General features: G+C 67.1%; 21 protein-coding genes, 1 tRNA gene, 1 other RNA gene and 1 pseudogene. 17 read left to right on the forward strand and 7 right to left on the reverse strand.

Annotated elements, in window-relative coordinates; all coding sequences use genetic code 11:
• Nucleotides 1-4: 4 nt before the first annotated feature.
• The 3 genes from hrpB (at nucleotide 5) to ffs (ending at nucleotide 2,973) form a co-directional block, all read left to right on the forward strand.
• Complete coding sequence (gene hrpB, locus D620_RS0112510) at nucleotides 5-2,437, forward strand: ATP-dependent helicase HrpB (protein ID WP_017666159.1); 2,433 nt, start codon at nucleotides 5-7, stop codon at nucleotides 2,435-2,437.
• A 16-nt stretch (nucleotides 2,438-2,453) separates the two neighbouring features.
• On the forward strand, nucleotides 2,454-2,732 hold the full coding sequence (locus D620_RS0112515) for an ETC complex I subunit (RefSeq protein ID WP_026092193.1): 279 nt from the start codon (nucleotides 2,454-2,456) through the stop codon (nucleotides 2,730-2,732).
• A gap of 146 nt (nucleotides 2,733-2,878) precedes the next feature.
• Nucleotides 2,879-2,973: signal recognition particle sRNA small type (gene ffs, locus D620_RS16085), an RNA gene on the forward strand.
• Between the two features lie 11 nt (nucleotides 2,974-2,984).
• On the opposite strand, the gene D620_RS0112520 is transcribed toward ffs, so the two are convergent.
• Complete coding sequence (locus tag D620_RS0112520; RefSeq protein WP_017666161.1) at nucleotides 2,985-3,479, reverse strand: DUF4188 domain-containing protein; 495 nt, start codon at nucleotides 3,477-3,479, stop codon at nucleotides 2,985-2,987.
• Nucleotides 3,480-3,601: 122 nt separating this feature from the next.
• On the opposite strand from D620_RS0112520, the gene D620_RS15330 reads away from it, so the two are divergent.
• From D620_RS15330 to D620_RS0112535, 3 genes are read left to right on the forward strand one after another with little or no spacing between them, the layout of a single operon-like run.
• Nucleotides 3,602-5,374 carry a DNA polymerase III subunit gamma/tau gene (locus tag D620_RS15330; protein WP_017666162.1) on the forward strand — a complete coding sequence of 591 codons (1,773 nt, stop codon included), beginning with the start codon at nucleotides 3,602-3,604 and terminating at the stop codon, nucleotides 5,372-5,374.
• A 13-nt stretch (nucleotides 5,375-5,387) separates the two neighbouring features.
• On the forward strand, nucleotides 5,388-5,729 hold the full coding sequence (locus D620_RS0112530) for a YbaB/EbfC family nucleoid-associated protein (RefSeq protein ID WP_017666163.1): 342 nt from the start codon (nucleotides 5,388-5,390) through the stop codon (nucleotides 5,727-5,729).
• A gap of 7 nt (nucleotides 5,730-5,736) precedes the next feature.
• The gene (locus tag D620_RS0112535) at nucleotides 5,737-6,042 is read left to right on the forward strand and encodes a DUF1905 domain-containing protein (RefSeq protein ID WP_017666164.1); all 306 of its coding nucleotides are present in this window, start codon (nucleotides 5,737-5,739) and stop codon (nucleotides 6,040-6,042) included.
• Here the strand turns inward: D620_RS0112535 and D620_RS0112540 are convergent.
• On the reverse strand, nucleotides 6,039-6,464 hold the full coding sequence (locus D620_RS0112540) for a hypothetical protein (protein ID WP_017666165.1): 426 nt from the start codon (nucleotides 6,462-6,464) through the stop codon (nucleotides 6,039-6,041). The two genes, D620_RS0112535 and D620_RS0112540, sit on opposite strands and share 4 nt — an antisense overlap.
• 78 nt (nucleotides 6,465-6,542) lie before the next feature.
• Nucleotides 6,543-6,965 carry a hypothetical protein gene (locus D620_RS0112545; RefSeq protein WP_017666166.1) on the reverse strand — a complete coding sequence of 141 codons (423 nt, stop codon included), beginning with the start codon at nucleotides 6,963-6,965 and terminating at the stop codon, nucleotides 6,543-6,545.
• 122 nt (nucleotides 6,966-7,087) lie between these two features.
• On the opposite strand from D620_RS0112545, the gene lon reads away from it, so the two are divergent.
• Together lon and D620_RS0112555 are read left to right on the forward strand one after the other, a co-directional pair.
• The gene (gene lon / locus D620_RS0112550) at nucleotides 7,088-9,502 is read left to right on the forward strand and encodes an endopeptidase La (RefSeq protein WP_017666167.1); all 2,415 of its coding nucleotides are present in this window, start codon (nucleotides 7,088-7,090) and stop codon (nucleotides 9,500-9,502) included.
• 244 nt (nucleotides 9,503-9,746) lie between these two features.
• On the forward strand, nucleotides 9,747-10,019 hold the full coding sequence (locus D620_RS0112555; RefSeq protein WP_017666168.1) for an HU family DNA-binding protein: 273 nt from the start codon (nucleotides 9,747-9,749) through the stop codon (nucleotides 10,017-10,019).
• 85 nt (nucleotides 10,020-10,104) lie between these two features.
• Here D620_RS0112555 and D620_RS0112560 read toward each other — a convergent pair whose 3' ends face one another.
• Nucleotides 10,105-11,007: a hypothetical protein gene (locus tag D620_RS0112560; RefSeq protein WP_017666169.1), complete on the reverse strand. Its 903-nt coding sequence runs from the start codon at nucleotides 11,005-11,007 to the stop codon at nucleotides 10,105-10,107.
• 25 nt (nucleotides 11,008-11,032) lie between these two features.
• The gene (gene rlmB, locus D620_RS0112565) at nucleotides 11,033-11,824 is read right to left on the reverse strand and encodes a 23S rRNA (guanosine(2251)-2'-O)-methyltransferase RlmB (protein WP_017666170.1); all 792 of its coding nucleotides are present in this window, start codon (nucleotides 11,822-11,824) and stop codon (nucleotides 11,033-11,035) included.
• A gap of 176 nt (nucleotides 11,825-12,000) precedes the next feature.
• On the opposite strand from rlmB, the gene D620_RS0112570 reads away from it, so the two are divergent.
• The 6 genes and pseudogenes from D620_RS0112570 to D620_RS0112590 all read left to right on the forward strand — a co-directional run bounded on the left by D620_RS0112570 (nucleotide 12,001) and on the right by D620_RS0112590 (nucleotide 16,295).
• A tRNA-Tyr gene (locus D620_RS0112570) sits at nucleotides 12,001-12,086 on the forward strand.
• Between the two features lie 200 nt (nucleotides 12,087-12,286).
• Nucleotides 12,287-12,757, forward strand: a pseudogene (locus tag D620_RS16945) (tyrosine-type recombinase/integrase); the annotation flags it as partial.
• A 94-nt stretch (nucleotides 12,758-12,851) separates the two neighbouring features.
• On the forward strand, nucleotides 12,852-13,379 hold the full coding sequence (locus D620_RS15335) for a LysR substrate-binding domain-containing protein (protein ID WP_196795288.1): 528 nt from the start codon (nucleotides 12,852-12,854) through the stop codon (nucleotides 13,377-13,379).
• A gap of 85 nt (nucleotides 13,380-13,464) precedes the next feature.
• Nucleotides 13,465-14,604, forward strand: a complete 1,140-nt coding sequence (locus D620_RS0112580; protein WP_017666172.1) for a beta-ketoacyl-ACP synthase III — start codon at nucleotides 13,465-13,467, stop codon at nucleotides 14,602-14,604.
• A gap of 51 nt (nucleotides 14,605-14,655) precedes the next feature.
• Nucleotides 14,656-15,408 carry a phosphatidylserine decarboxylase gene (locus D620_RS0112585; RefSeq protein ID WP_017666173.1) on the forward strand — a complete coding sequence of 251 codons (753 nt, stop codon included), beginning with the start codon at nucleotides 14,656-14,658 and terminating at the stop codon, nucleotides 15,406-15,408.
• On the forward strand, nucleotides 15,405-16,295 hold the full coding sequence (locus D620_RS0112590) for a CDP-alcohol phosphatidyltransferase family protein (protein ID WP_017666174.1): 891 nt from the start codon (nucleotides 15,405-15,407) through the stop codon (nucleotides 16,293-16,295). Before D620_RS0112585 ends, D620_RS0112590 begins: the two co-directional genes overlap by 4 nt.
• Here the strand turns inward: D620_RS0112590 and D620_RS0112595 are convergent.
• Nucleotides 16,243-16,503: a hypothetical protein gene (locus D620_RS0112595; protein ID WP_017666175.1), complete on the reverse strand. Its 261-nt coding sequence runs from the start codon at nucleotides 16,501-16,503 to the stop codon at nucleotides 16,243-16,245. The genes D620_RS0112590 and D620_RS0112595 overlap by 53 nt on opposite strands.
• Before the next feature lie 294 nt (nucleotides 16,504-16,797).
• Here D620_RS0112595 and rpsB point away from each other — a divergent pair, with 294 nt between their 5' ends.
• Together rpsB and tsf are read left to right on the forward strand one after the other, a co-directional pair.
• A complete protein-coding gene (gene rpsB / locus D620_RS0112600; protein WP_017666176.1) occupies nucleotides 16,798-17,595 on the forward strand; it encodes a 30S ribosomal protein S2 in 798 nt (265 codons plus the stop codon).
• A 125-nt stretch (nucleotides 17,596-17,720) separates the two neighbouring features.
• Nucleotides 17,721-18,647, forward strand: coding sequence for a translation elongation factor Ts (gene tsf, locus D620_RS0112605; RefSeq protein ID WP_017666177.1), 927 nt, complete (start codon nucleotides 17,721-17,723; stop codon nucleotides 18,645-18,647).
• 40 nt (nucleotides 18,648-18,687) lie between these two features.
• Here the strand turns inward: tsf and D620_RS0112610 are convergent, their stop codons facing one another.
• On the reverse strand, nucleotides 18,688-19,530 hold the full coding sequence (locus D620_RS0112610; RefSeq protein ID WP_017666178.1) for a metallophosphoesterase: 843 nt from the start codon (nucleotides 19,528-19,530) through the stop codon (nucleotides 18,688-18,690).
• Between the two features lie 85 nt (nucleotides 19,531-19,615).
• Here D620_RS0112610 and pyrH point away from each other — a divergent pair, with 85 nt between their 5' ends.
• Entirely contained in the window at nucleotides 19,616-20,335 is a 720-nt protein-coding gene (pyrH, locus tag D620_RS0112615) for a UMP kinase (protein ID WP_017666179.1), read from the forward strand.
• Nucleotides 20,336-20,349: the final 14 nt, after the last annotated feature.

The following is a 20,349-nucleotide window of genomic DNA, read 5'->3' on the forward strand; positions in this document are numbered from 1 at the left end:
GGACGTGAACCCCAGCCTTCCCATTCACTCCGTTCTGCCGCAGATCCGCGCCGCGCTCGCGGGCGAGGGCGCAGGCGTGCTCATCGCACCGCCCGGTGCCGGCAAGACGACTGCGCTCGCTCCTGCGCTGCTGGGCGAGGCGTGGTGCAGCGGCCAGATCATCATGACCTCGCCGCGCCGCGTCGCCGCCCGCGCCGCGGCGGAACGCATGGCCGAGATGCTGGGAGAGCAGCCGGGCGGGACCGTTGGCTACATGACCCGGCTCGATAGCAAGACGTCCGCGAAGACGCGCATTCTGGTGGTGACCGAGGCGATTCTCGTCAACCGGCTGGTCGAGGACCCGGAGCTCCTCGGCGTTTCCGCCCTGCTGTTCGACGAGGCGCATGAGCGCGCCTTGGACAGCGACCTCGGGCTGGCACTGGCGCTCGAGACCCGCGCTGTGCTGCGCGAGGACTTGCGCGTGCTGGTGATGTCGGCGACCATCGACGGCGCCCGCTTCGCCCGGTTGCTGGGCGAGGGCGCTGCGGTGATCGAAAGCGCAGGGCGAAGCTTTCCGCTCGCGATCAAGTGGCTTGGCGGCGATGCTTCGCAGGGGATCGAGGATCGGATGGCCGCCGCGATAATGACCGCGTGGCGCGATGAGGCCGGCGACATCCTCGCCTTCCTCCCCGGCGTGCGCGAGATCGAGCGGGTGCGCGAGCGGCTGGCGGCGCGTCTTCCCGAGACCGCGGTCCACCCGCTCCACGGCCAGATCGAGCCTGCCGCCCAGCGCGCCGCGATCCGCCGCGATCCGGAAGGGCGCCGCCGCATTGTGCTCGCCACCGCGATTGCCGAGACCTCGCTGACCCTCGACGGGGTGAGCGTGGTGGTCGACAGCGGGTTGGCCCGTCTGGCCGAATTCGACCGTGCGGCGGGGACCACGCATCTTGTCACCCGCCGCGCTTCGCAGGCCTCGGCCGCCCAGCGCGCCGGGCGTGCGGCGCGCCAGGGTCCGGGGGTCGCTTACCGGCTCTGGGAAGAGGGAGGGCACGCCGGGCTCCCGCCCTTTGCGCCGCCGGAGATCATGCAGGCCGACCTTGCCCCGCTGCTGCTGCGGCTGGCGAAGTGGGGGACGGCGGACCCGGCGGGCCTGCCATGGCTCGATTCTCCGCCCGAGGCCTCGGTCGCCGCCGCGCGGGCTGCGCTCGCGGCGTTGGGCGCCTTGGCGGAGGGACGGATCACGCCGCTCGGCGAGGCGATTGCCAGCCTTCCGATGGCGCCCGATCAGGCTGCGGCCGTGCTGCACGGCGCGGCGGCGGGGGTCGGCGAGGAGGCGGCGCGGCTGGTGATGCTGCTTCAGGAGCGCGGGCTCGGCGGACGGGGCGAGGACCTGGTGCAGCGCCTCGCCCGCTGGCGCGGTGACCGCGCGCCGCGGAGCAGCGCGGCAGCGGGGATTGCCAAGGGCTGGGCAGCGCAGGCGGCGCGGCTCGCCGCGGTGATCGGCGCCAGCCCGGCACAGGACGCGGCAGAGGCGCTCGCGCTGGCGCGTCCCGATTTCGTCGCGCGCCGCCGCGACCCTTCGGGCGAACACTGGATCAGTGCCGGGGGGAGGGGCTATATTCTCGATCCCGCCTCGCCGCTTGCCCGCGCCGAATGGATCGTGGTCGGCGACGCACAGGGACAGGCAAAGGGCGCGCGAATCACCGCCGGGGCGGAAATCGTCGCCGACCGGATCGCCTTGCTGTTTGCGAAAGAGCTTGCTGAGCGCGTCACAACCCGCTGGAACGGTGAGAAGAACCGTGTCGAGGCGCGGCGCGAGCGGCGGCTTGGCGCGATCGTGCTCGCGAGCGTCCCGGAACCCGCGCCCGATCCTGCGCTGCTTGTGGATATCCTTGTGGAGAAGGCGCTGGAGAAGCTGGGGGAAGTGCTCCCCCAAGGCTTCCTCGCCCGCGCCCGGTTTGCCGGGGTGGAGGCGCTCTCGCCGGAAACCCTGCGCGCCCGCGCCGCCGAGTGGCTCGCGCCGCTGCTGGCGGGGCGCCGCGATCTCGACCTGCCGCCGCACCGCTTTGCCGAAGCTGCATTGGGCCTCCTCGACTGGAACGGACGCCAGGCGCTCGACAAGGCGGCGCCCACCCATTTCACCTCGCCCGCCGATACGCGCCACGCGATCGACTATGCGGGCGACGATGCGCCGAGTGTCGAGGTGCGGGTGCAGGGGCTGTTCGGGCTCGACGTGCAGCCGATGATCGGCAGCACCCCGCTGCTCCTCAAGCTCACCAGCCCGGGCGGTCGTCCGGTTCAATCGACCCGCGACCTGCCCGGCTTCTGGCGCGGCAGCTGGGCCGATGTGGTCAAGGACATGAAGGGCCGCTACCCCAAGCACCGCTGGCCGGATCGACCGTGGCTTGAAAAGCCGAGCATGAAGACCAAAAACGCCTTCAACCGCAGCGATTCGTGATTTAAGGGGCAGCCCCATGAGCGCGAGAATTTTCCAGAAGCCCAAGCACGCCATGCAGTCCGGCAAGGCCCATACCGACGAATGGGTGCTGGAGTTCGAACAGTCGCAGGCGCGCTTTGCCGATCCGCTGATGGGCTGGACGGGGACGGGCGATACCCAGTCGCAGGTGCGCCTCACATTCCCCGACAAGGACGCCGCGCGCGCCTATGCCGAGAAATACGGCATCCCCGCGCGCGTCATCGCGACCCCGCCCAAACGCCTCAAGCTCCAGGCCTACGCGGATAATTTCAGGTGATTGGTTTGTGCAGCCCCGTCCGGGGCTGCATGCTCGCGAGACGCGCAGCATAGCTGCGGTCGCGCGGTCGCGCTTGCGGCCCTGCGGGCCGAGCTCTCCCGATAAACCCCGCTTGAATTCCCCCGCAACCCCCGCCATATGCCCGGACGGGAGTCGGGTGGACGTTTGCGTCCGCTCACCGTGTCAGGGCCGGAAGGCAGCAGCACAGGTGGATTGCGGCGGGTCGCCCGGCTCCTTTCCCTCGCCGCTGCCTCACGCCTCCGCGTCCACGCCGCTCGTGCGCATCCGCTCGCGCGCGGCATTGCGCGATCCGGTCGCGGGGACCAGCCCGGCGAAACGCCCGAGGCCGAAGGGCGGCATGTTGGCATAGACGCTCTCATGCGCGCCGGCGGCCACGGCATAGGTCTCGTGATAGATCCCGACCGTCCCGTCGTTCCCGATCGCTTTGTTGAAGGCGGTCCAGGCCGGCCAGTGCGCCGCCTCGCGGTTGCGGGCATAGGCCTCGAGCGCGTCGAAATCGCGCCAGTATTGCAGCAGCAGGATTTGGCGAAAGGAGCAAAAGGCGTATTCGCTACCGACGAAGCCGCTTTCGGGATTGGTGGAAAGCTCTTCGATCATCGGGCCCATCGACTGGAACACCGGCCACCATTTGCCGAGCTTGTGGAAGTGGTTGACCCGCATCCCGATCACGAAGACCACAAGCGGACCGGAGTGGTTGTCGGTCATGCGGCCCGGAACGATGGTCATTGGCGGTCTCCTGCGATACGAATATAAATTGCAAAATGAAACTTAACTGTCAAGCGCCATGTGGTGATGAACCTCCGCAAGGCTTCGACATTGGCGGATCGCGGGCTTAAGGTGGCGCGGTGATGAGCGATTCCGATCCTGACCTTCGCGAGGAAGAGACCGGCCCGAGCGCTGCCGAGCTCGAGGCGGCAGGGCAAAGCGCGATGTTCGGCGATCCCGCGCCGCCGCCAGCGGCGGCTCCCGCTGTGCCTCAACGCGGCTCTGCCGGACAGGCCTACCGCGTCCTTGCCCGCAAATACCGCCCGCAGACCTTTTCCGAGCTGATCGGGCAGGAGGCGATGGTGCGCACCCTCGCCAATGCCATCGCCCGTGACCGGCTGGCGCATGCCTTCCTGATGACCGGGGTGAGGGGGGTCGGCAAGACCTCGACCGCGCGGCTCATCGCCAAGGCGCTGAACTGCGTCGGGACCGACGGGCAGGGCGGACCGACCATCGATCCTTGCGGGGCGTGCGAGCCCTGCCGCGCGATCGCGGAAGGCCGCCACATCGATGTGATCGAGATGGACGCGGCCTCCAACACCGGGGTCGATGATGTGCGCGAGATCATCGAGCAGGTGCGCTATGCTGCGGTCTCGGCGCGTTACAAGATCTACATCATCGACGAAGTCCACATGCTGTCGCGCAATGCTTTCAATGCTTTGCTCAAGACACTTGAGGAACCGCCGCCGCATGTGAAGTTCCTGTTCGCCACCACCGAGGTCGACAAGCTGCCCGTCACGGTGCTGAGCCGCACCCAGCGCTTCGACTTGAGGCGCATCCCCGCCGCGCTGCTCGCCGAACATTTCGCCAAGGTCTGCGCTCTCGAAGGGGTCGAGGCCGATGGCGAGGCGCTCGGCATCATTGCCAATGCCGCCGAAGGATCGGTGCGCGACGGGCTTTCGATCCTCGACCAGGCGATCGCCCATGCCGATTTGGACGGCGAGGGCAAGGTCGCCGCATCCCGCGTGCGGGACATGCTGGGCCTCGCTGACAAGAGCGCCCAGCGCCGCTTGCTCGGGCACATTTTGGCGGGCGATGCCAAGGCCTTGCTCGCCGCGGTTGACGAACAATATGCGCTCGGCGTCGAGCCGCTGGCGCTGATGCGCGCGCTGATGGACCTCGTGCACCGTGTCACCCTTGCGCAGGTTTCGGGCGGCGAACCCGATGCGCCGTCCGAGGACGAGCGTGCCGCACTCGCTGATTTTGCCGCGCGGCTCGGGGCGGCCGAACTGCACCGCCTGTGGCAGTTGCTCCTCAAAGGCCATGACGAGGTGCGCACCGCACCCGATCCGCTGGTCTCGCTCCAGATGGCGCTGCTGCGCATCCTCCACGCCGCGCAAATGCCCGACCCCGGTAAGCTCGCGCGGCGGATCGAGGAACTGGCGGCGCGCGGCATCGCCGCCGCGCCTGCCGCTCCGGGCACCGCGCCTGCCGCTGCGCCTGCGGCCGCCGCTCCGCAGCAGAGCTGGGCCGTGCTGGTCGACGAGGTCGACGCGACGGGCCAGCTGCGCATCGCCCAGATGATGCGCGACCGGGTGCGGGTGATCGAGCTCGGCCCCGCACGCCTCGTCTACCAGCAAGCCGACAACTTCCCCGATGATCCCGCGCCCGAAATCCGCGAGGCGCTGCTCAAGCTGACGGGCAAGCGCTGGCAGATCGAGCGCGGCACCGGGCCTGCGCAGCCCAGCTTGCGCGAAGCCGCCGAGGCTGCCGCCGCCGCCGAGGACAGCCGGATCCGGTCCGACCCGCTGGTCAAGGCCGCTTTCGAAGCCTTCCCCGATGCCGAACTGCTGGACACCCCCTTGAAAGCCGCTGCCGGCGCGGGAAGCCCCAGCTCTGGCCCTCCCTGGAATTGATGGAGTACCCCCGATGAAGTCGATGGAAGAGATGATGGCTGCCGCCCAGAAGGCCGCCGAGACCATCCAGAAGCAGATGAACGAAATGCAGGTGAAGCTCGATTCGATCGAGGTCGAGGGGCAGGCCGGCGGGGGTCTCGTCAAGGTCCGCGCCAGCGCCAAGGGCCGCATTCTCGGCGTCCAGATCGACGACAGCCTGATGGTGCCCGACGACAAGCAGATCCTCGAGGATCTGGTCGCCGCCGCCTTCAACGACGCCCGCGACCGCGCGGACCGCGTCTCCGAGCAGCAGATGAAGGACATGCAGTCCTCGATGGGTCTTCCCCCGGGGTTCAACCTGCCCGGGCTGGGGTGACGCTTACGTGAGCGAAATTCTCGCCCGGATCGCGTTTGCGGGCGAGATCGTCGAATGGCGCGGGCCGGCCCCGTTCCTGTTCGTGGCCGTTCCGGACGAGCACGTCGCCGAACTGCGATATGCCGCCCGCGAGGCAAGCTACGGCTGGGGCTGCATCCCGGCAGCCGCGCGCATCGGCCAGACCGATTTCGCCACCTCGCTGTTTCCGCGCGGCGAGACCTATTTCCTTCCGGTGAAGGTCGCGGTGCAGCGGGCCGAAGGCGTGGGCCTTGGCGACCGGGTTGCCGCGACCATCGCGATCGCGCGGCGCTAGGCGACCTTGCGCCCGAAGCCGCCTTGTGCCGGCCCGCGGGGGGCGCTGCGGCCGGGGGTGCGGGGCGGGGGAGCGGCGGGCGACTCGGGTTCCGGCTCTTCCTCGCGGGTCTTGCGCTGCTGCATGTAGCGCGCGAAGGCTTCGTCGGCATCGAAGTCCGAGACCGGCGCGTCGTCCTCGGCGAAGCGGCTGCGGCCCTCGGGCTTGCGATAGCTCTTGCCCGTCGCCACGCCCCACAGGTCGCCCACCGCGCTGCGCAGACCCCGCCAGATGCAGATATTGCCGGTCGCGACCAGCAGCAGCTTGGGAAGGGTGCCCGCGAGGCCCGTGGTCATGATCGCCTGCGGCGCGCCGCCGCCGTGCAGCGCGGCTGCGGCGATATTCAAGCCGATACCGCTGGCAATCCAGATCACAGTCTTCATCGCGCGTCGCTCCGGTTCGCAGCGGAGGCGAGGATAGCGGCCAAGGGTTAATGCCGCGTGGGCCTCACCGGGCGAAGGTCAGGCGCCCTTGCGTCCGAACCCGCGCGGTTGCGGCGGCGGCGGCGCGTCCTGGCCGGCCGGGCTGGGAGCCTGCGGTGCGCTTTGCCCGCGCCGCTCCATGTAGCGGGCAAAGGCGGCATTGGCATTGAAGCTGTCGGAGTCGTTGTCGGGGAGGGGGTCCGTGAGACGCCGGGCCGGCCTTGCACCGCGGCCCGGTCCGCTGCCGCCCGATCCGCCGCCCTTGTTCTTGCCCGTGAAATTGTCCCACAGGACCCGGCCCGCTCTGATGAAGCAGAACCCGGCGCCGAACAGAACGACAATGGCGAAGGAGTAGATCGGCAGACGCTCGCCCGGGGTCGCGCCCCGGTCGCCGATCGCTTCGACAGACTTCGCCGCGATGAGCAGCACCCAGCCGCCCATCACCCAGAACATCGCTTTCATCTCTGCCTCCAGTGCGATGCGGGCAGGCCTAGACGAAAAGTCTTAAATCCCGGTCATTCATGTCCACAGCCTAACCCCTGCGCCCCATTGCGGGTGAGCGCCCCGCTTCCCATATCTCCGCCATGACCCATACCTACCCCCTCCTCCCCCTTCGCGACATCGTCGTCTTTCCCGGCATGGTCGTGCCTCTTTTCGTGGGGCGCGACAAATCTGTGGCAGCGCTCGAGGCCGCGATGGAGGCGTCGAAAGACATCGTCCTCCTCGCCCAGCTCGATCCGGGCTGCGACGATCCGGAGGGCGATGACCTCTACGATGTCGGCGTGATCGCGCAGGTCTTGCAGCTCCTGAAACTCCCCGACGGGACGGTTCGCGTGCTGGTCGAGGGCAAGACCCGCGCGCGGCTATCCGCGCTTGAGGATGTCGGCACGCACCTGCTGGCAGAGGTCGAAACCATCGCGCCCGAAACCGTTTCGGGCAGCGAGGTCACCGCGCTGATGCGGCAGGTGGTCGAACAGTTCGGCGAATATGTGAAACTGAACAAGAAGCTCGGCGATGATGCGGGCGTCGACCTCTCCGAGGTCGATGATGCCGGCCAGCTCGCCGACACCATCGCCGCCGCGATCAGCGCCAAGGTGTCCGACAAGCAGAGCCTGCTGACCGAGGGCAATCCTCTCAAGCGCCTCGAACTGGTCATGGCTTTCATGGAAGGCGAGCTGTCGGTGCTCCAGGTCGAGCGCCGTATCCGCGGCCGCGTGAAGCGCCAGATGGAGAAGACCCAGCGCGAATATTACCTGAACGAGCAGCTCAAGGCGATCCAGTCGGAGCTGGGTGGCGGGGACGAGGGCGAGGGCAACGAGATTGCCGAACTCACCGAGAAGATCGAGAAGACCAAGCTTTCCAAGGAAGCCCGCGCCAAGGCGCAGGCCGAATTGAAGAAGCTGCGCGCGATGCAGCCGATGAGCGCCGAGGCGACGGTGATCCGCAACTATCTCGATGTGCTGCTCGGCCTGCCGTGGGGCAAGAAGTCGAAGCTGAAGAAGGACATCGCCAAGGCGCAGCAGATCCTCGATGCGGATCACTATGCTCTCGAGAAGGTCAAGGACCGGATCGTCGAATATCTTGCGGTGCAGGCGCGCACCAACAAGCTGAAGGGGCCGATCCTGTGCCTCGTCGGCCCGCCGGGTGTGGGCAAGACGTCGCTCGGCAAGTCGATCGCCAAGGCCTGCGGGCGCGAATTCGTCCGCCAGTCCTTGGGCGGGGTGCGTGACGAGGCGGAAATCCGCGGGCACCGGCGCACCTATATCGGCTCGATGCCGGGCAAGATCGTCGCCAACCTGAGGAAGGCCGGGACCAGCAACCCGCTGTTCCTGCTCGACGAGATCGACAAGCTCGGCCAGGACTTCCGCGGCGATCCGGCCTCGGCGCTGCTGGAGGTGCTCGATCCCGAACAGAACGCCAAGTTCCAGGACCACTATCTGGAACTGGACCTCGATCTTTCCGACATCATGTTCGTGTGCACCGCGAACAGCCTCAACCTGCCGCAGCCGCTGCTCGACCGCATGGAGATCATCCGGCTGGAGGGCTATACCGAGGACGAGAAGGTCGAGATTGCCGAGCGCCATCTGGTCGCCAAGCAGGTGAAGGCGCACGGGCTGAAGAAGGGCGAATTTGCCCTTCAGGAAGCGGCCCTGCGCGATCTCATCCGCTACTACACCCGCGAGGCCGGCGTGCGCACGCTCGAACGCGAGATCGCCAAGCTGGCGCGCAAGAGCTTGCGCCAGATCCTCGAAGGCAAGACCAGGGCCGTCACGATCACACCTGAAAATCTCGGCGACTTCTCCGGCGTGCGCCGCTTCAAGCACGGCGTGTCGGAAGAGGAGCCGCAGGTCGGCGCGGTAACGGGACTGGCGTGGACATCGGTGGGCGGCGAATTGCTCACCATCGAAAGCGTGACGACGCCGGGCAAGGGCGAGGTCAAGACCACCGGCAAGCTCGGCCAGGTCATGAACGAAAGCGTCGCGGCGGCCTTCAGCTTCGTGAAGGCGCGGGCGCCCGCCTACGGGATCAAGCCCAGCGTCTTCAACCGCAAGAACGTCCACATCCACCTGCCCGAAGGCGCGGTGCCCAAGGACGGTCCGAGCGCGGGCATCGGGATGGTCACCTCGATCGTCTCGACGCTCACCGGCATCGCGGTGCGCCCCGATGTGGCGATGACCGGCGAGGTCACGCTGCGCGGCCGGGTGCTGGCGATCGGCGGATTGAAGGAAAAGCTGCTCGCGGCGCTGCGGGGCGGGATCAAGACCGTCCTCATCCCCGAGGAGAACGTCAAGGACCTTGCCGAAATCCCCGCCAACGCGAGGGAGGGGCTGGAGATCATCCCCGTCAGCCATGTCGACGAGGTGCTCGCCCGCGCGCTGGTCGAGCCGCTGTCGCCGATCGAATGGACCGAGGCCGACGATCTTGCGAGTCAGCCAGGCGCAAACCCCTCCGCATCGGGCTCATCGGGCGCGACTGGAGAGGTGCCAACCGCGCATTGAGCCGCTAAACAGCCCCCACTTGCGGTGATTCGCCGCAGGGTCGCATTTTTCCGTCAGTCGGCAAACCGAGACTGAATCGCGCGCCCAACTTTGGTTAGGCGCGGGAACTTCCTCGTCTTTTTGCCTTAGCCTGTGACCGAAGCCGATAGGCTTTGACAGGCTTGGCAAAAAGGTCTCAATTTGCGCGCTTTCGGCAAGTGCGATTCACAGACACGACGAAATCCTGAAGCGAGGGGGTTCCCATATGAACAAGAACGACCTGATCAGCGAAGTTGCCAACGCGAGCGGTCTTTCGAAGAACGATGCTTCGAGCGCGGTTGAAAGCGTGTTCGACGCGATCACCAAGGCGCTTTCGGGCGGCGACGAGGTGCGGCTGGTCGGCTTTGGCACCTTCTCGGTCGCCAAGCGCAAGGCATCCACCGGCCGCAACCCGCGCACCGGCGAGCCGATGAAGATCAAGGCCTCCAACCAGCCGAAGTTCAAGGCGGGCAAGGGGCTGAAGGACGCGGTCAACTAAGACCTGCGGACAGCTTTGACAGGGGCATGAAAAACCCCGCCGGCGGCATCGCTGGCGGGGTTTCTCTTTGGGTCCTGCGGCGGTTTCAGTTGCCGGCGGCGATCAGCGCGGTCGGCGCCTGTGCGGTGCGCGTGTTGATCTGCCACACCAGCGCCTCGCCGGACGCTGCGGCGACGGGGCCTTCATCGGTGTTGTTGGCAAGGATGCGCATCCCCGGCGCAGCGCGGACGGTGAAGGTGCCGTCCATCTGGGGCACGCCCGGCATCGCGGCGGGATCCTCGCCCGACTTGGCCGCTTCCTCGGCCGCGCCCATCGCGGCGAGCCCGGCAAACGAGCCCGCGCCCAGAACCGTGCCGAGCCCGGCGCTGTCGCCGCTCTGCGCGGCAAAGCCGGGCGCATTGATCCGTACCTGCCCGCCCTTGCGCAGGTAGACCTGCACGAAGGGGTTGGTGGTCGGGAAACCCTCAATCAGCGGGAACATGAAATCATGCCCCATCGTGCCGGTGATCTTGTAGCTGACATCGAACACCCCGTCGCCCTTGTGGACCACGCGCTCCCAGCCCTTCTGGCGCTGGAGGATCTTGACGAGTTCATCGGCGGCCTTGGGGTCGGACGGATCGATCCCGCCCATCAGCGCGGCCATCTGCTGGGCCTGCTTCTTCTGCTGCTCGGCCCGCTCGGCGGCGCCCGCTTCCCACTCGGTGCGCTGGGCGGCGAGTTCCTCTTCGGTGCAATCGCGCGGCTCGAAGGTTTCGTCGCTGAAGCATTCGTTGGGTATGAATTCCTCCTTGCCCGCGTCCATCTGCGCCAGCTTGGAGAGGCCGAGGAAGAAGATCTCGCCTTCATAGCTGAAGGTGAAGCTGTCGGACCCGGTGATCGCAAGCTCCGAGGTGAACTTGCCCGGCGTCATGAAGCAGCCGCTGAGTGCGAGCGCGAAGCCTGCCAGCAGCGCTGCGGCGCGCAGGCGGATATTGGCGAAAATGGTCATGGTGCCTCCCCTCTCGGCCCTGCTTCTACCCGCGCGAGGCCACCGCATAAAGCGCAATCGCACCGGCGTTGGAGACATTGAGGCTCTCGATTGACGAGGAGATCGGCAGCTTGGCGAGCACGTCGCAGTGGGCGGCGATATTGTGCCTGAGGCCTTCGCCTTCGGCGCCGAGCACGATCGCGACGGGGCCGGTGGGGAGGATATCGGCAAGCACCGCCTGCGCCTCGCCCGCAAGGCCGATCCGCCAGTAGCCCGCCTCGGCAAGCTCCTCGAGCGCGCGGGCGAGGTTGACGACGCGCACCCATGGCACGGTCTCCAGCGCGCCCGAGGCCGCCTTGGCGAGCACGCCGCCTTCGGGCGGGGCGTGGCGGTCCTGCGTCACGATTGCGGCCGCCCCGAAGGCCGCCGCCGAGCGCAGGATCGCGCCCACGTTGTGCGGATCGGTGACCTGGTCGAGCACCACGATCGGCCGCTCGGCCTCGCCCAGAGCAACTTCGTCGAGGAACACATCCTCCAGCGGCGCGCATTCGAGCACCAGCCCCTGGTGCGGCGCATCCTTCGCAACCAGCCGGGCAAGGTCGGCGGCCTGTGCGTGCTCGATGGGGAAATCGGGGGGCAGCTCCCCGTCGAGGCTCTCGATCCCCTCGGGTGTCGCCCAGAGCTTCCTGTGCTGGCGCTCGGGGTTCTTGAGCGCGGCCTCGACGGCGTGGCGGCCCCACAGGCGCACCTGTCCGCTTGACGCCCGGCCCGAACCGCGTCCGCCCTTCATCCGCCCCGCGCGCCCGCGCAGCGCGCGCTTCTTCTCACCTTTGCTCATGCTCTATCCTGACGCCTCACCGGCATTGAAGCGCGCCCCCTGCCAGCAGGGGCATTGACAGGCAAGCACCGCTTCGCCAAAGGGGCGCCTCTCGGCAGCGGGGCCCCCCGGGGACTCGCGCAATTTCAGCGTTTATCGCGCTTCGAGATGCCCCCTCGCGCTGCGGGGGACTGTGTGGACAGGTGGCCGAGTGGTTAAAGGCAGCAGACTGTAAATCTGCCCGTGCAAGCGTACGCTGGTTCGAATCCAGCCCTGTCCACCAACCCCCCCTTCGCTGATAACCACTCCCCATCGCCGGAAAGCGCGGTTTCCCAAGGAAAAAGCGTCCGCCCCTGTGCGTTCACGTTCATTGCCAGCCGCCCCAATTCGCGGTAATGTGTGGGTGGAAAATGTGGGGGAGCGTCAACGGCCCGGCCATTTTCGGTCAAATCCCCCCACACTTTCGATCGGCTGGAGATCGACATGGGGAAGCTGACTGCCAAGCAAGTCAAAGACGCGCTGAAAGTGCCGGGTGTCTATCAGGACGGCGACGGCCTTTTTCTAAAAGTCGATAAGCGCGGCGGAGCGTCATGGTATGTGCGAGTGCAGCGCGACAAAAAACGGCGCGACATTTCCCTTGGAAGCGCCAAGCTGATTTCGCTGGCAGAGGCGCGCGGCATGGCCGTGCTCGCCCGCAAGGCCATTAAAGTCGAAGGCCGCGACATTATCGCGGAGCGCCGCAGAGACAGGGCCGAGGCCGTAACATTCCGCCAAGCGGCGGAGCGGTATCACGGCCAGAATAAGGGCGGCTGGAAAAGCGCAGTTTATTCGGAGCAATGGCTCGCTACCTTGGAACGCTACGCCTTCCCCCGCTTTGGAGATCGGCCCGCCAATGACATTGCCGCAAGCGACATTATCGCGGCGCTCTTGCCCACCTGGCAGGAATATCCGGAAACCGCGCGACGGGTGCGGCACCGTATTTGCACCGTCCTGAATTTCGCCCATTCGCGCGGGTGCCCCCCTGCTCGGGCGCGACGATGTCGAGGTGGTGCTGCGCTCGGGCACACAGGCGAGTCTGCTGCGCGCTCTCGATGCGCTCAGGATCGACGTGCTGCTCACCAACCATGTGCCTGCGCGCGACGCAGCGAGCCCCTATCTGGTGCGGCGGCTGGCCGAGCAGCCGGTGAGCCTTGTTGGCGCGCGCTCGCGTCTCGCGCTGGCGGCGCAGGGCCTGTCGGTGCTGCTGGCCCGCGCCCCGCTGATTCTTCCCACCCCCGAGACGGCCCTGCGCGCCGGGTTCGATGCGCTGGTCGAAACGCTCGGCATCGTGCCGCGCATCGCCGCAGAGGCCGACGACATGGCGATGCTGCGCCTGCTGGCGCGATCGGATGCCGGGGTCGCGGTGATCCCGCCGATCGTGGTGCGCGACGAGCTTGCCAATGGCACGCTTTACGAGCTCGCCCAACTGCCCGGCCTTACGGAAGAATTCCACGCTGTCACCACCCCGCGCACCTTCCCCAATCCCCTGTTGCGGGACGTGCTCGACAGCGCGCCCGATCCTGCCTCCGCGATGTGACCGCCCACCGACATTGTGCGTGCAAGACTTGCAGCCGGCAGGCGTGCAGATTAAGGCCCCGCGCTCCAAACCGCACGAGAGTTCCATGCAGGAAACGCAAGTCGCAACCATCCCAGCCCTGACCGGGCGCCCCGTGATCTCGGCGAGCGGGCTGTTCACTCCGCCCGAAAGCATCGCCAACGAGGAACTGGTCGCGAGCTTCAACGCCTTCGTCGACCGGCACAACGCCGCCCATCCGGACGCCGAGCCGCTGGCCTATTCCTCGGTCGAATTCATCGAAAAAGCGAGCGGCATCAAGGCGCGCCACGTGATGAGCAAGGCGGCCGTCCTCGATCCCGAGGTGATGTGCCCGCGCCTGCCGGAACGGGCCAACGACGAAATCTCGGTGATGGCCGAGATCGGCGTCGCCGCTGCGAAGCAGGCGCTGGAGCGCGCGGGCCGCAAGCCGGAGGATGTCGGCGCCGTGCTGTGCGCAGCCTCGAACATGCAGCGCGCCTACCCGGCGATGGCGATCGAGATCCAGCACGCATTGGGCATCGACGGCTACGGCTTCGACATGAATGTCGCCTGCTCCTCGGCGACCTTCGGCATTCAGACCGCCGCCGATTACGTGCGCGCAGGGCACGCGCAGTCGGTGCTGGTGGTCAGCCCCGAGATCACCTCGGGCCACCTCAACTGGCGCGACCGCGACAGCCACTTCATCTTCGGCGATGTCGCCACGGCGGTGCTGGTGGAGGATGCCGCGATCGCACCAGCGCAGCACTGGGAGATCCTCGGCACCAGGCTGAAGACGGTGTTCTCGAACAATATCCGCAACAATTTCGGCTTCTTGAACCGTGCCGCGCCCGAAGGCGAGGGCACGCCCGACAAGCTGTTCGTCCAGGAAGGGCGCAAGGTCTTCAAGGAAGTCGTGCCGATGGTGGCGCAGCTGATCCTCGAGGAGGCCGCACGGCTCGGGATCGATCCTGCTTCCTTGCGGCGCCTGTGGCTGCATCAGGCCAACGCGGGGATGAACCGGCTGATCGCGCAGCGCGTGCTCGGCCACGAGGCTTCCGAGGACGAAAGCCCGACCGTGCTCGATACCTACGGCAACACCTCGAGCGCGGGTTCGATCATCGCTTTCCACCTGCACAATCAGGATATTGCGGCGGGCGAGACGGGTCTGATCTGCTCGTTCGGCGCAGGCTATTCGGCCGGCACGGTGTTCGTGCGCAAGGTTGGCTGAGCCGGAGACCTTCCTTGCGGGTATCGCAAGCCATCCCTAGAAGCGTGAGCCATGGCAGGCGAAATCCTCGATAACAAGGGCCGCGGCGAGGCGGGCTGGGAATGGCCGGCGATCCATCCCGAAGGTCGCAAGTTCGGCCTCGTCGCGGTGGCGGCGGCGCTGTTCTTCCTGCTCGTGCTCGACTGGGAGCTTCTCGGCTGGCCGCTGCTGCTGCTGTCGGCGGGTGTGTTCGCGTTCTTCCGTGATCCTGAACGCGTCGTGCCGCAGTCCGACGCCGTCATCCTCGCGCCCGCTGACGGGATCGTGAGCCTGATCCGCGAGGTTGAGCCACCGCTTGAATTGCAGATCGATGATGGATCGGGCAACCCGGGCCTGCCGGCAGGTGCGGTCACGCGGGTGTCGATTTTCATGTCGGTGTTCGACGTCCACATCAACCGCACCCCGGTTGGCGGGACGGTGCGCCGCGTGGTCTACATCCCTGGCCGCTTCGTCAGCGCCGAGCTCGACAAGGCGAGCGAGGAGAACGAGCGGCAGCACCTGCTGGTCGAGCGCAGCGATGGCCTGCGCGTCGGCTTCACCCAGATCGCGGGGCTGGTGGCGCGGCGGATCGTGCCTTTCGTCAAGCCGGGCGACATTCTCGCCAAGGGCCAGCGCGTCGGCCTGATCCGCTTCGGCAGCCGCGTCGACGTATACCTTCCTGCCGGAACCGACCCGAAGGTGATGGTCGGCCAGAGTGTGATCGCGGGCGAAACGGTGCTCGCCGAGATCGGCCGGCGCGGGCTGATCGAGGGGATATCGCAATGAGCGAGGTCGAGCCAGGGCCGCGCAAGAGGCGCCCGTCGCGCAAATTGCCCGGCGCGCGCTATCTGCCCGCAAGGCTGGGCCCCAAGGCGGCCGAGGACGAGGATGCCCGCATGGCCGGCGATGGCAGCGGGCTCAGCTTGCGGGCCATGCTGCCCAATGCTGTCACCGCGGCGGCGCTGTGTTCGGGACTGACAGGAATCCGCTTCGCGATCGACGGCCAATGGGCCTTCGCGATCGGGCTGGTGGTGCTGGCGGGCGTGCTCGACGGGATCGACGGGCGCATCGCGCGGCTCTTGAACGCCCAGTCGCGTTTCGGCGCCGAGCTCGACAGCCTCGCGGATTCGCTGTCCTTCGGGGTTGCGCCTGCGCTGATCCTGTTCCTGTGGTCGCTTCAGGGCTGGGAGCGCTTCGGATGGTTCGCCGCGCTCGCCTTTGCGATCTGCTGCGCGCTGCGCCTTGCCCGCTTCAACGCGCGGATCGATGTCGACGACCAGCCGCACAAATCGGCCGGATTCCTCACCGGTGTCCCCGCGCCGGTCGGGGCAGGGCTCGCCTTCACGCCGTTCTACCTGTGGCTCGAGACCGGCCATGCGGTGTTCCGCGAGCCGGTGTTCATGGCCGCCTGGCTGACGCTGATCGCCGGCCTGATGATCTCCAACATGCCGACGCTGAGCTGGGCCTCGCTGCGCCCGCGCCGCGCGATCCGCCTGCCGCTGATCGCCTTCACGGGCCTTGCCTTCGCCGCGCTGCTGCTCGAGCCGTGGTGGACTCTGGCGGCGATCAGTATCGTCTATCTCGCGCTGATGCCTTACGGCCTTGTCAAATACGCGCGGATCAGGCGGCGGCGCAAAGCGGACGCGCAAGGCGCGGCATCTCCCGCCGCGTAGCAACGGCGCGGCGCTGGGCAGCCGCCGCGCGCGGCCGCACGCGCATCTCGATCGTCGCGGCCTGGAGTGCGAGCCCTGCGCGCAAAACCTCGCCCTCCCGCATCAGCCGCGCATGGGCGGCGCGCGCTTCGACAAGGCAATGGGCGAGCGTGAGCGTGGCTATCACGCCGGAGAGGGTGAACAGGACGGCGATGGCGAGAGAAAGCATATGGGGTAGCCCTTATGTCCGATAGTTCCACGTTTGTTCTGTCGCTTTGTTCTCCAACTGTTCCCCCGAGTCAAGCGCAATCGCGACCGTTGTGGTGAGGTTTTTTGCCTAGGCGCGGCAATCGGGGCTGGATTTCGTCGCTGCCCGGCGCTAAGGGCGCGCTCGCTTCGGCATGGGCGTGCGGCCCTCGCCACAGGCAATTCACATGGAAGGCGCACATACCGGTGCCGTTTGCGGGACGCTCCGCACACGCGGTTCCTGCCTTCCAGAGGAACAACCGGAAAGGAAATACCTATGGCGGCTCCCGTCGTCACCATGCAAGCTTTGATCGAGGCCGGTGCCCACTTCGGCCATCAGACCCACCGCTGGAATCCGCGCATGAAGCCGTACATCTTCGGCGCGCGCAACGGGGTTCACATCATCGACCTGTCGCAGACCGTGCCGCTCTTCGCGCGCGCGCTCGACTTCGTGGAATCGACCGTGCGTTCGGGCGGCAAGGTGCTGTTCGTCGGCACCAAGCGCCAGGCGCAGGAGCCGATTGCCGAGGCCGCGCGCATGTCGGGCCAGCACTTCGTCAACCACCGCTGGCTGGGCGGCATGCTCACCAACTGGAAGACCATCTCGGGTTCGATCCGCCGTTTGAAGAGCCTCGAGGAAATGCTTTCGGGCGACACCTCGGGCTTCACCAAGAAGGAAGTCCTCCAGCTCACCCGTGAGCGTGAGAAGCTGGAAATGTCGCTCGGCGGCATCCGCGACATGGGCGGCATTCCGGACGTGATGTTCGTGATCGACGCGAACAAGGAAGACCTCGCCATCAAGGAAGCGGGCGTCCTCGGCATCCCGGTGATCGCGATCCTCGACACCAACGTCGATCCCAACGGCATCGCCTTCCCGGTTCCGGGCAATGATGACGCGAGCCGTGCGGTGCGCCTCTACTGCCAGGCGATCGGCGAAGCCGCGCTGGCCGGCAAGGGCAAGTTCCAGGCCGACGTGTCGAGCGATTTCGGCGCGATGGCCGAGCCCCCGGCTGAAGCCGTGATCGCCGATGAACCGGTCGCCGAAGAGCCGGCCGCGGAAGACGCCGAAGCCTGATCTTTCTGCACGGCCGGTTGATCCGTCAATCGCCCGTCACAATCCCCCTCTAGCGCGCCCGGCATTGCCCTCCGTTCGGAGAGAGCAGGGCCGGGCGCCCACACACACACGAAAAGGAATTTTCCATGGCCGATATTTCCGTCGCCGACGTGAAGAAGCTGCGCGAGCGCACCGGCGCTGGCATGATGGACGCCAAGAAGGCGCTGACCGAAGCGGGCGGCGACATCGAGGCTGCGGTTGACGCGCTGCGCGCCAAGGGCCTTGCCACCGCCCAGAAGAAATCGAGCCGCACCGCGGCTGAAGGCCTCGTCGGCGTGCTCGTTCAGGGCACCAAGGGCGTTGCCGTCGAGATCAACTCGGAAACCGACTTCGTCGCCAAGAACGACCAGTTCCAGAGCTTCGTGCGCAATGCCACTGCGGTCGCGCTCGAAACCGGCACCAGCGATGTCGAGGCGCTCAAGGCGGCGGCCTATCCGGGCGGCGGCACCGTGGGCGACAAGCTCACCGAGAACGTCGCCACCATCGGCGAAAACCAGCAGATCCGCCGCATCAAGCAGGTCGGCGTGACGCAAGGGTCGGTCGTCCCCTACATCCACAACGCGGCTGCCGAAGGCCTCGGCAAGATCGGCGTGCTGGTCGCGCTGGAATCGGACGCTGATGCCGACACCCTCAACGCTCTGGGCAAGGACATCGCTCAGCACGCCGCCGCGATGTTCCCGCAGGCGCTGGACGCTGACGGCCTCGACGCCGACGTGATCGAGCGCGAGCGCAAGATCGCCGCCGAAAAGGCGGCCGAAAGCGGCAAGCCGGCCGACGTGCAGGCCAAGATGGTCGAAGGCGCGGTGAAGAAGTTCGCCAAGGAAAACGCGCTCCTCAGCCAGATCTTCGTCAAGGACGGCAAGGCGACCGTGGAAGAATACATCGCCAAGGCCGCCAAGGACGCGGGCAAATCGATCAAGCTGGTCGACTACGTGCGCTTCCAGCTCGGCGAAGGCATCGAGAAGGAAGAAGTCGATTTCGCCGCGGAAGTGGCGGCGACGCTCAAGGGCTGATCCCTTCCTTCCTATCGCATTGAAAGCGGCCGTCGCAGCCTCAGCGCTGCGGCGGCCGTATTTCTATCAGCCACACCTCGGGATGCGTGAACAGCCGCAGCGGCAGCAGGCTGGTGCCGAGCCCCGCGCTGGTCACCAGTACCTTGCCGTGCTGGCGCACCACCCCGCAAGCGTAGAGGTCGCCGTAGTCCGACATCGTCGCGGGCGCGCCGCCCCAGGGGTAGGCGACCTGGCCGCAATGGGTGTGCCCGGCAAGCACCAGCGGCACTTGCACCGGCACGTTGGGGAAGATGTCAGGCGAGTGGGTAAGCACCACCGGCACGCCTGTGCGGGACCTCATCGCCGCCACCGTCGCAGGCAGATCAGCGCGGCCGGTGAAGTCATCGTCCACCACGCCGATTACCAGCGGCCCGGCCATCAGCGCCTCGTTGCGCAGGACCTTTATCTGCGGATAGCGCGCGATCTCGGCCGCAAGCTTTTCCCACCCGAACCAGTGATCGTGATTGCCCGGCACCAGCACCACGCCGAGCGGCGCGGAGAAGCGTCCAAGCGGGGCGATCACCTCGGCGGCGGTGTAGATGTGCGAGGCGGTGCGCTTTTCGCTGACGAGATCGCCCGCGATGGCGACAAGATCGGGCTTCAGCGCGTTCACCTGCGCCACGATCCGCGCAAGCCGTTCGGGCGGCATGTCGGGCCCGGCCACATGGATGTCGGAGAGCAGGGCGATGGTCACGGGCGGCGATCCGGCGGGCAGGGCGGGGCTCTCCACCACCAGCTGCTGGGTCACCGGCGCGCGCATCGTGTCGCACCACGCCTTGGCCCCGACCAGCACGGCGAGGATAAGCGCCGCCACCACGGCCCTGCGGATGATTGTCTTGGCCATTATCCCCGCTATCCTCTTGGCAGCACGGTGACACCCCGATAAAGGCCCCCGCTAGCCAACTCCCGCCAGAAAGTCTGCCCGTCCCATGAGCCTGCCCACCATCAAGCGCGTCCTGCTGAAACTCTCGGGCGAAGTGCTGATGGGGAACCAGCAGTTCGGGATCGACCCCGAATTCGTCGCCGAGCTTGCCAAGGAAGTGAAGGCGGCCAAGGAGAGCGGGCTCGAAGTCTGTCTCGTCATCGGCGGTGGCAATATCTTCCGCGGCATGGCGGGTGCGGCCAAGGGGATGGACCGGGCGCAGGCCGATTACATGGGGATGCTCGCGACCGTGATGAACGCGCTCGCCATGCAGAACGCGCTTGAACAGCTTGGCGTCCAGACCCGCGTGCAGTCCGCGATCGAGATGGACAAGGTGTGCGAGCCGGTGATCCGCCGTAGAGCCGAGCGTCACCTCGAAAAGGGCCGCGTGGTGATCTTCGCGGCCGGTGTCGGCGCGCCCTATTTCACCACCGACAGCGGGGCTGCGCTAAGGGCTGCCGAAATGAAGTGCGACGCGCTTCTGAAGGGCACCAGCGTCGACGGGGTCTATGACAGCGATCCCAAGCACAATCCGGATGCGGTGCGTTTCGAAACCGTCACTTACGACCGCGTCCTTGCAGACAATCTCCAGGTGATGGATGCCTCTGCCGTGGCGCTGTGCCGCGACAACAAGATTCCGATCGTGGTCTTCTCGATCCGCGAGAAGGGCAACCTTGCCCGCGTGCTGGCGGGCGAGGGCGTCCAGACCATTGTCCAGAGCAGCTAAGAACGAAGGAACCC

Source organism: Porphyrobacter sp. AAP82, from assembly GCF_000331285.1.
In the GTDB taxonomy this organism is placed as follows: domain Bacteria; phylum Pseudomonadota; class Alphaproteobacteria; order Sphingomonadales; family Sphingomonadaceae; genus Erythrobacter.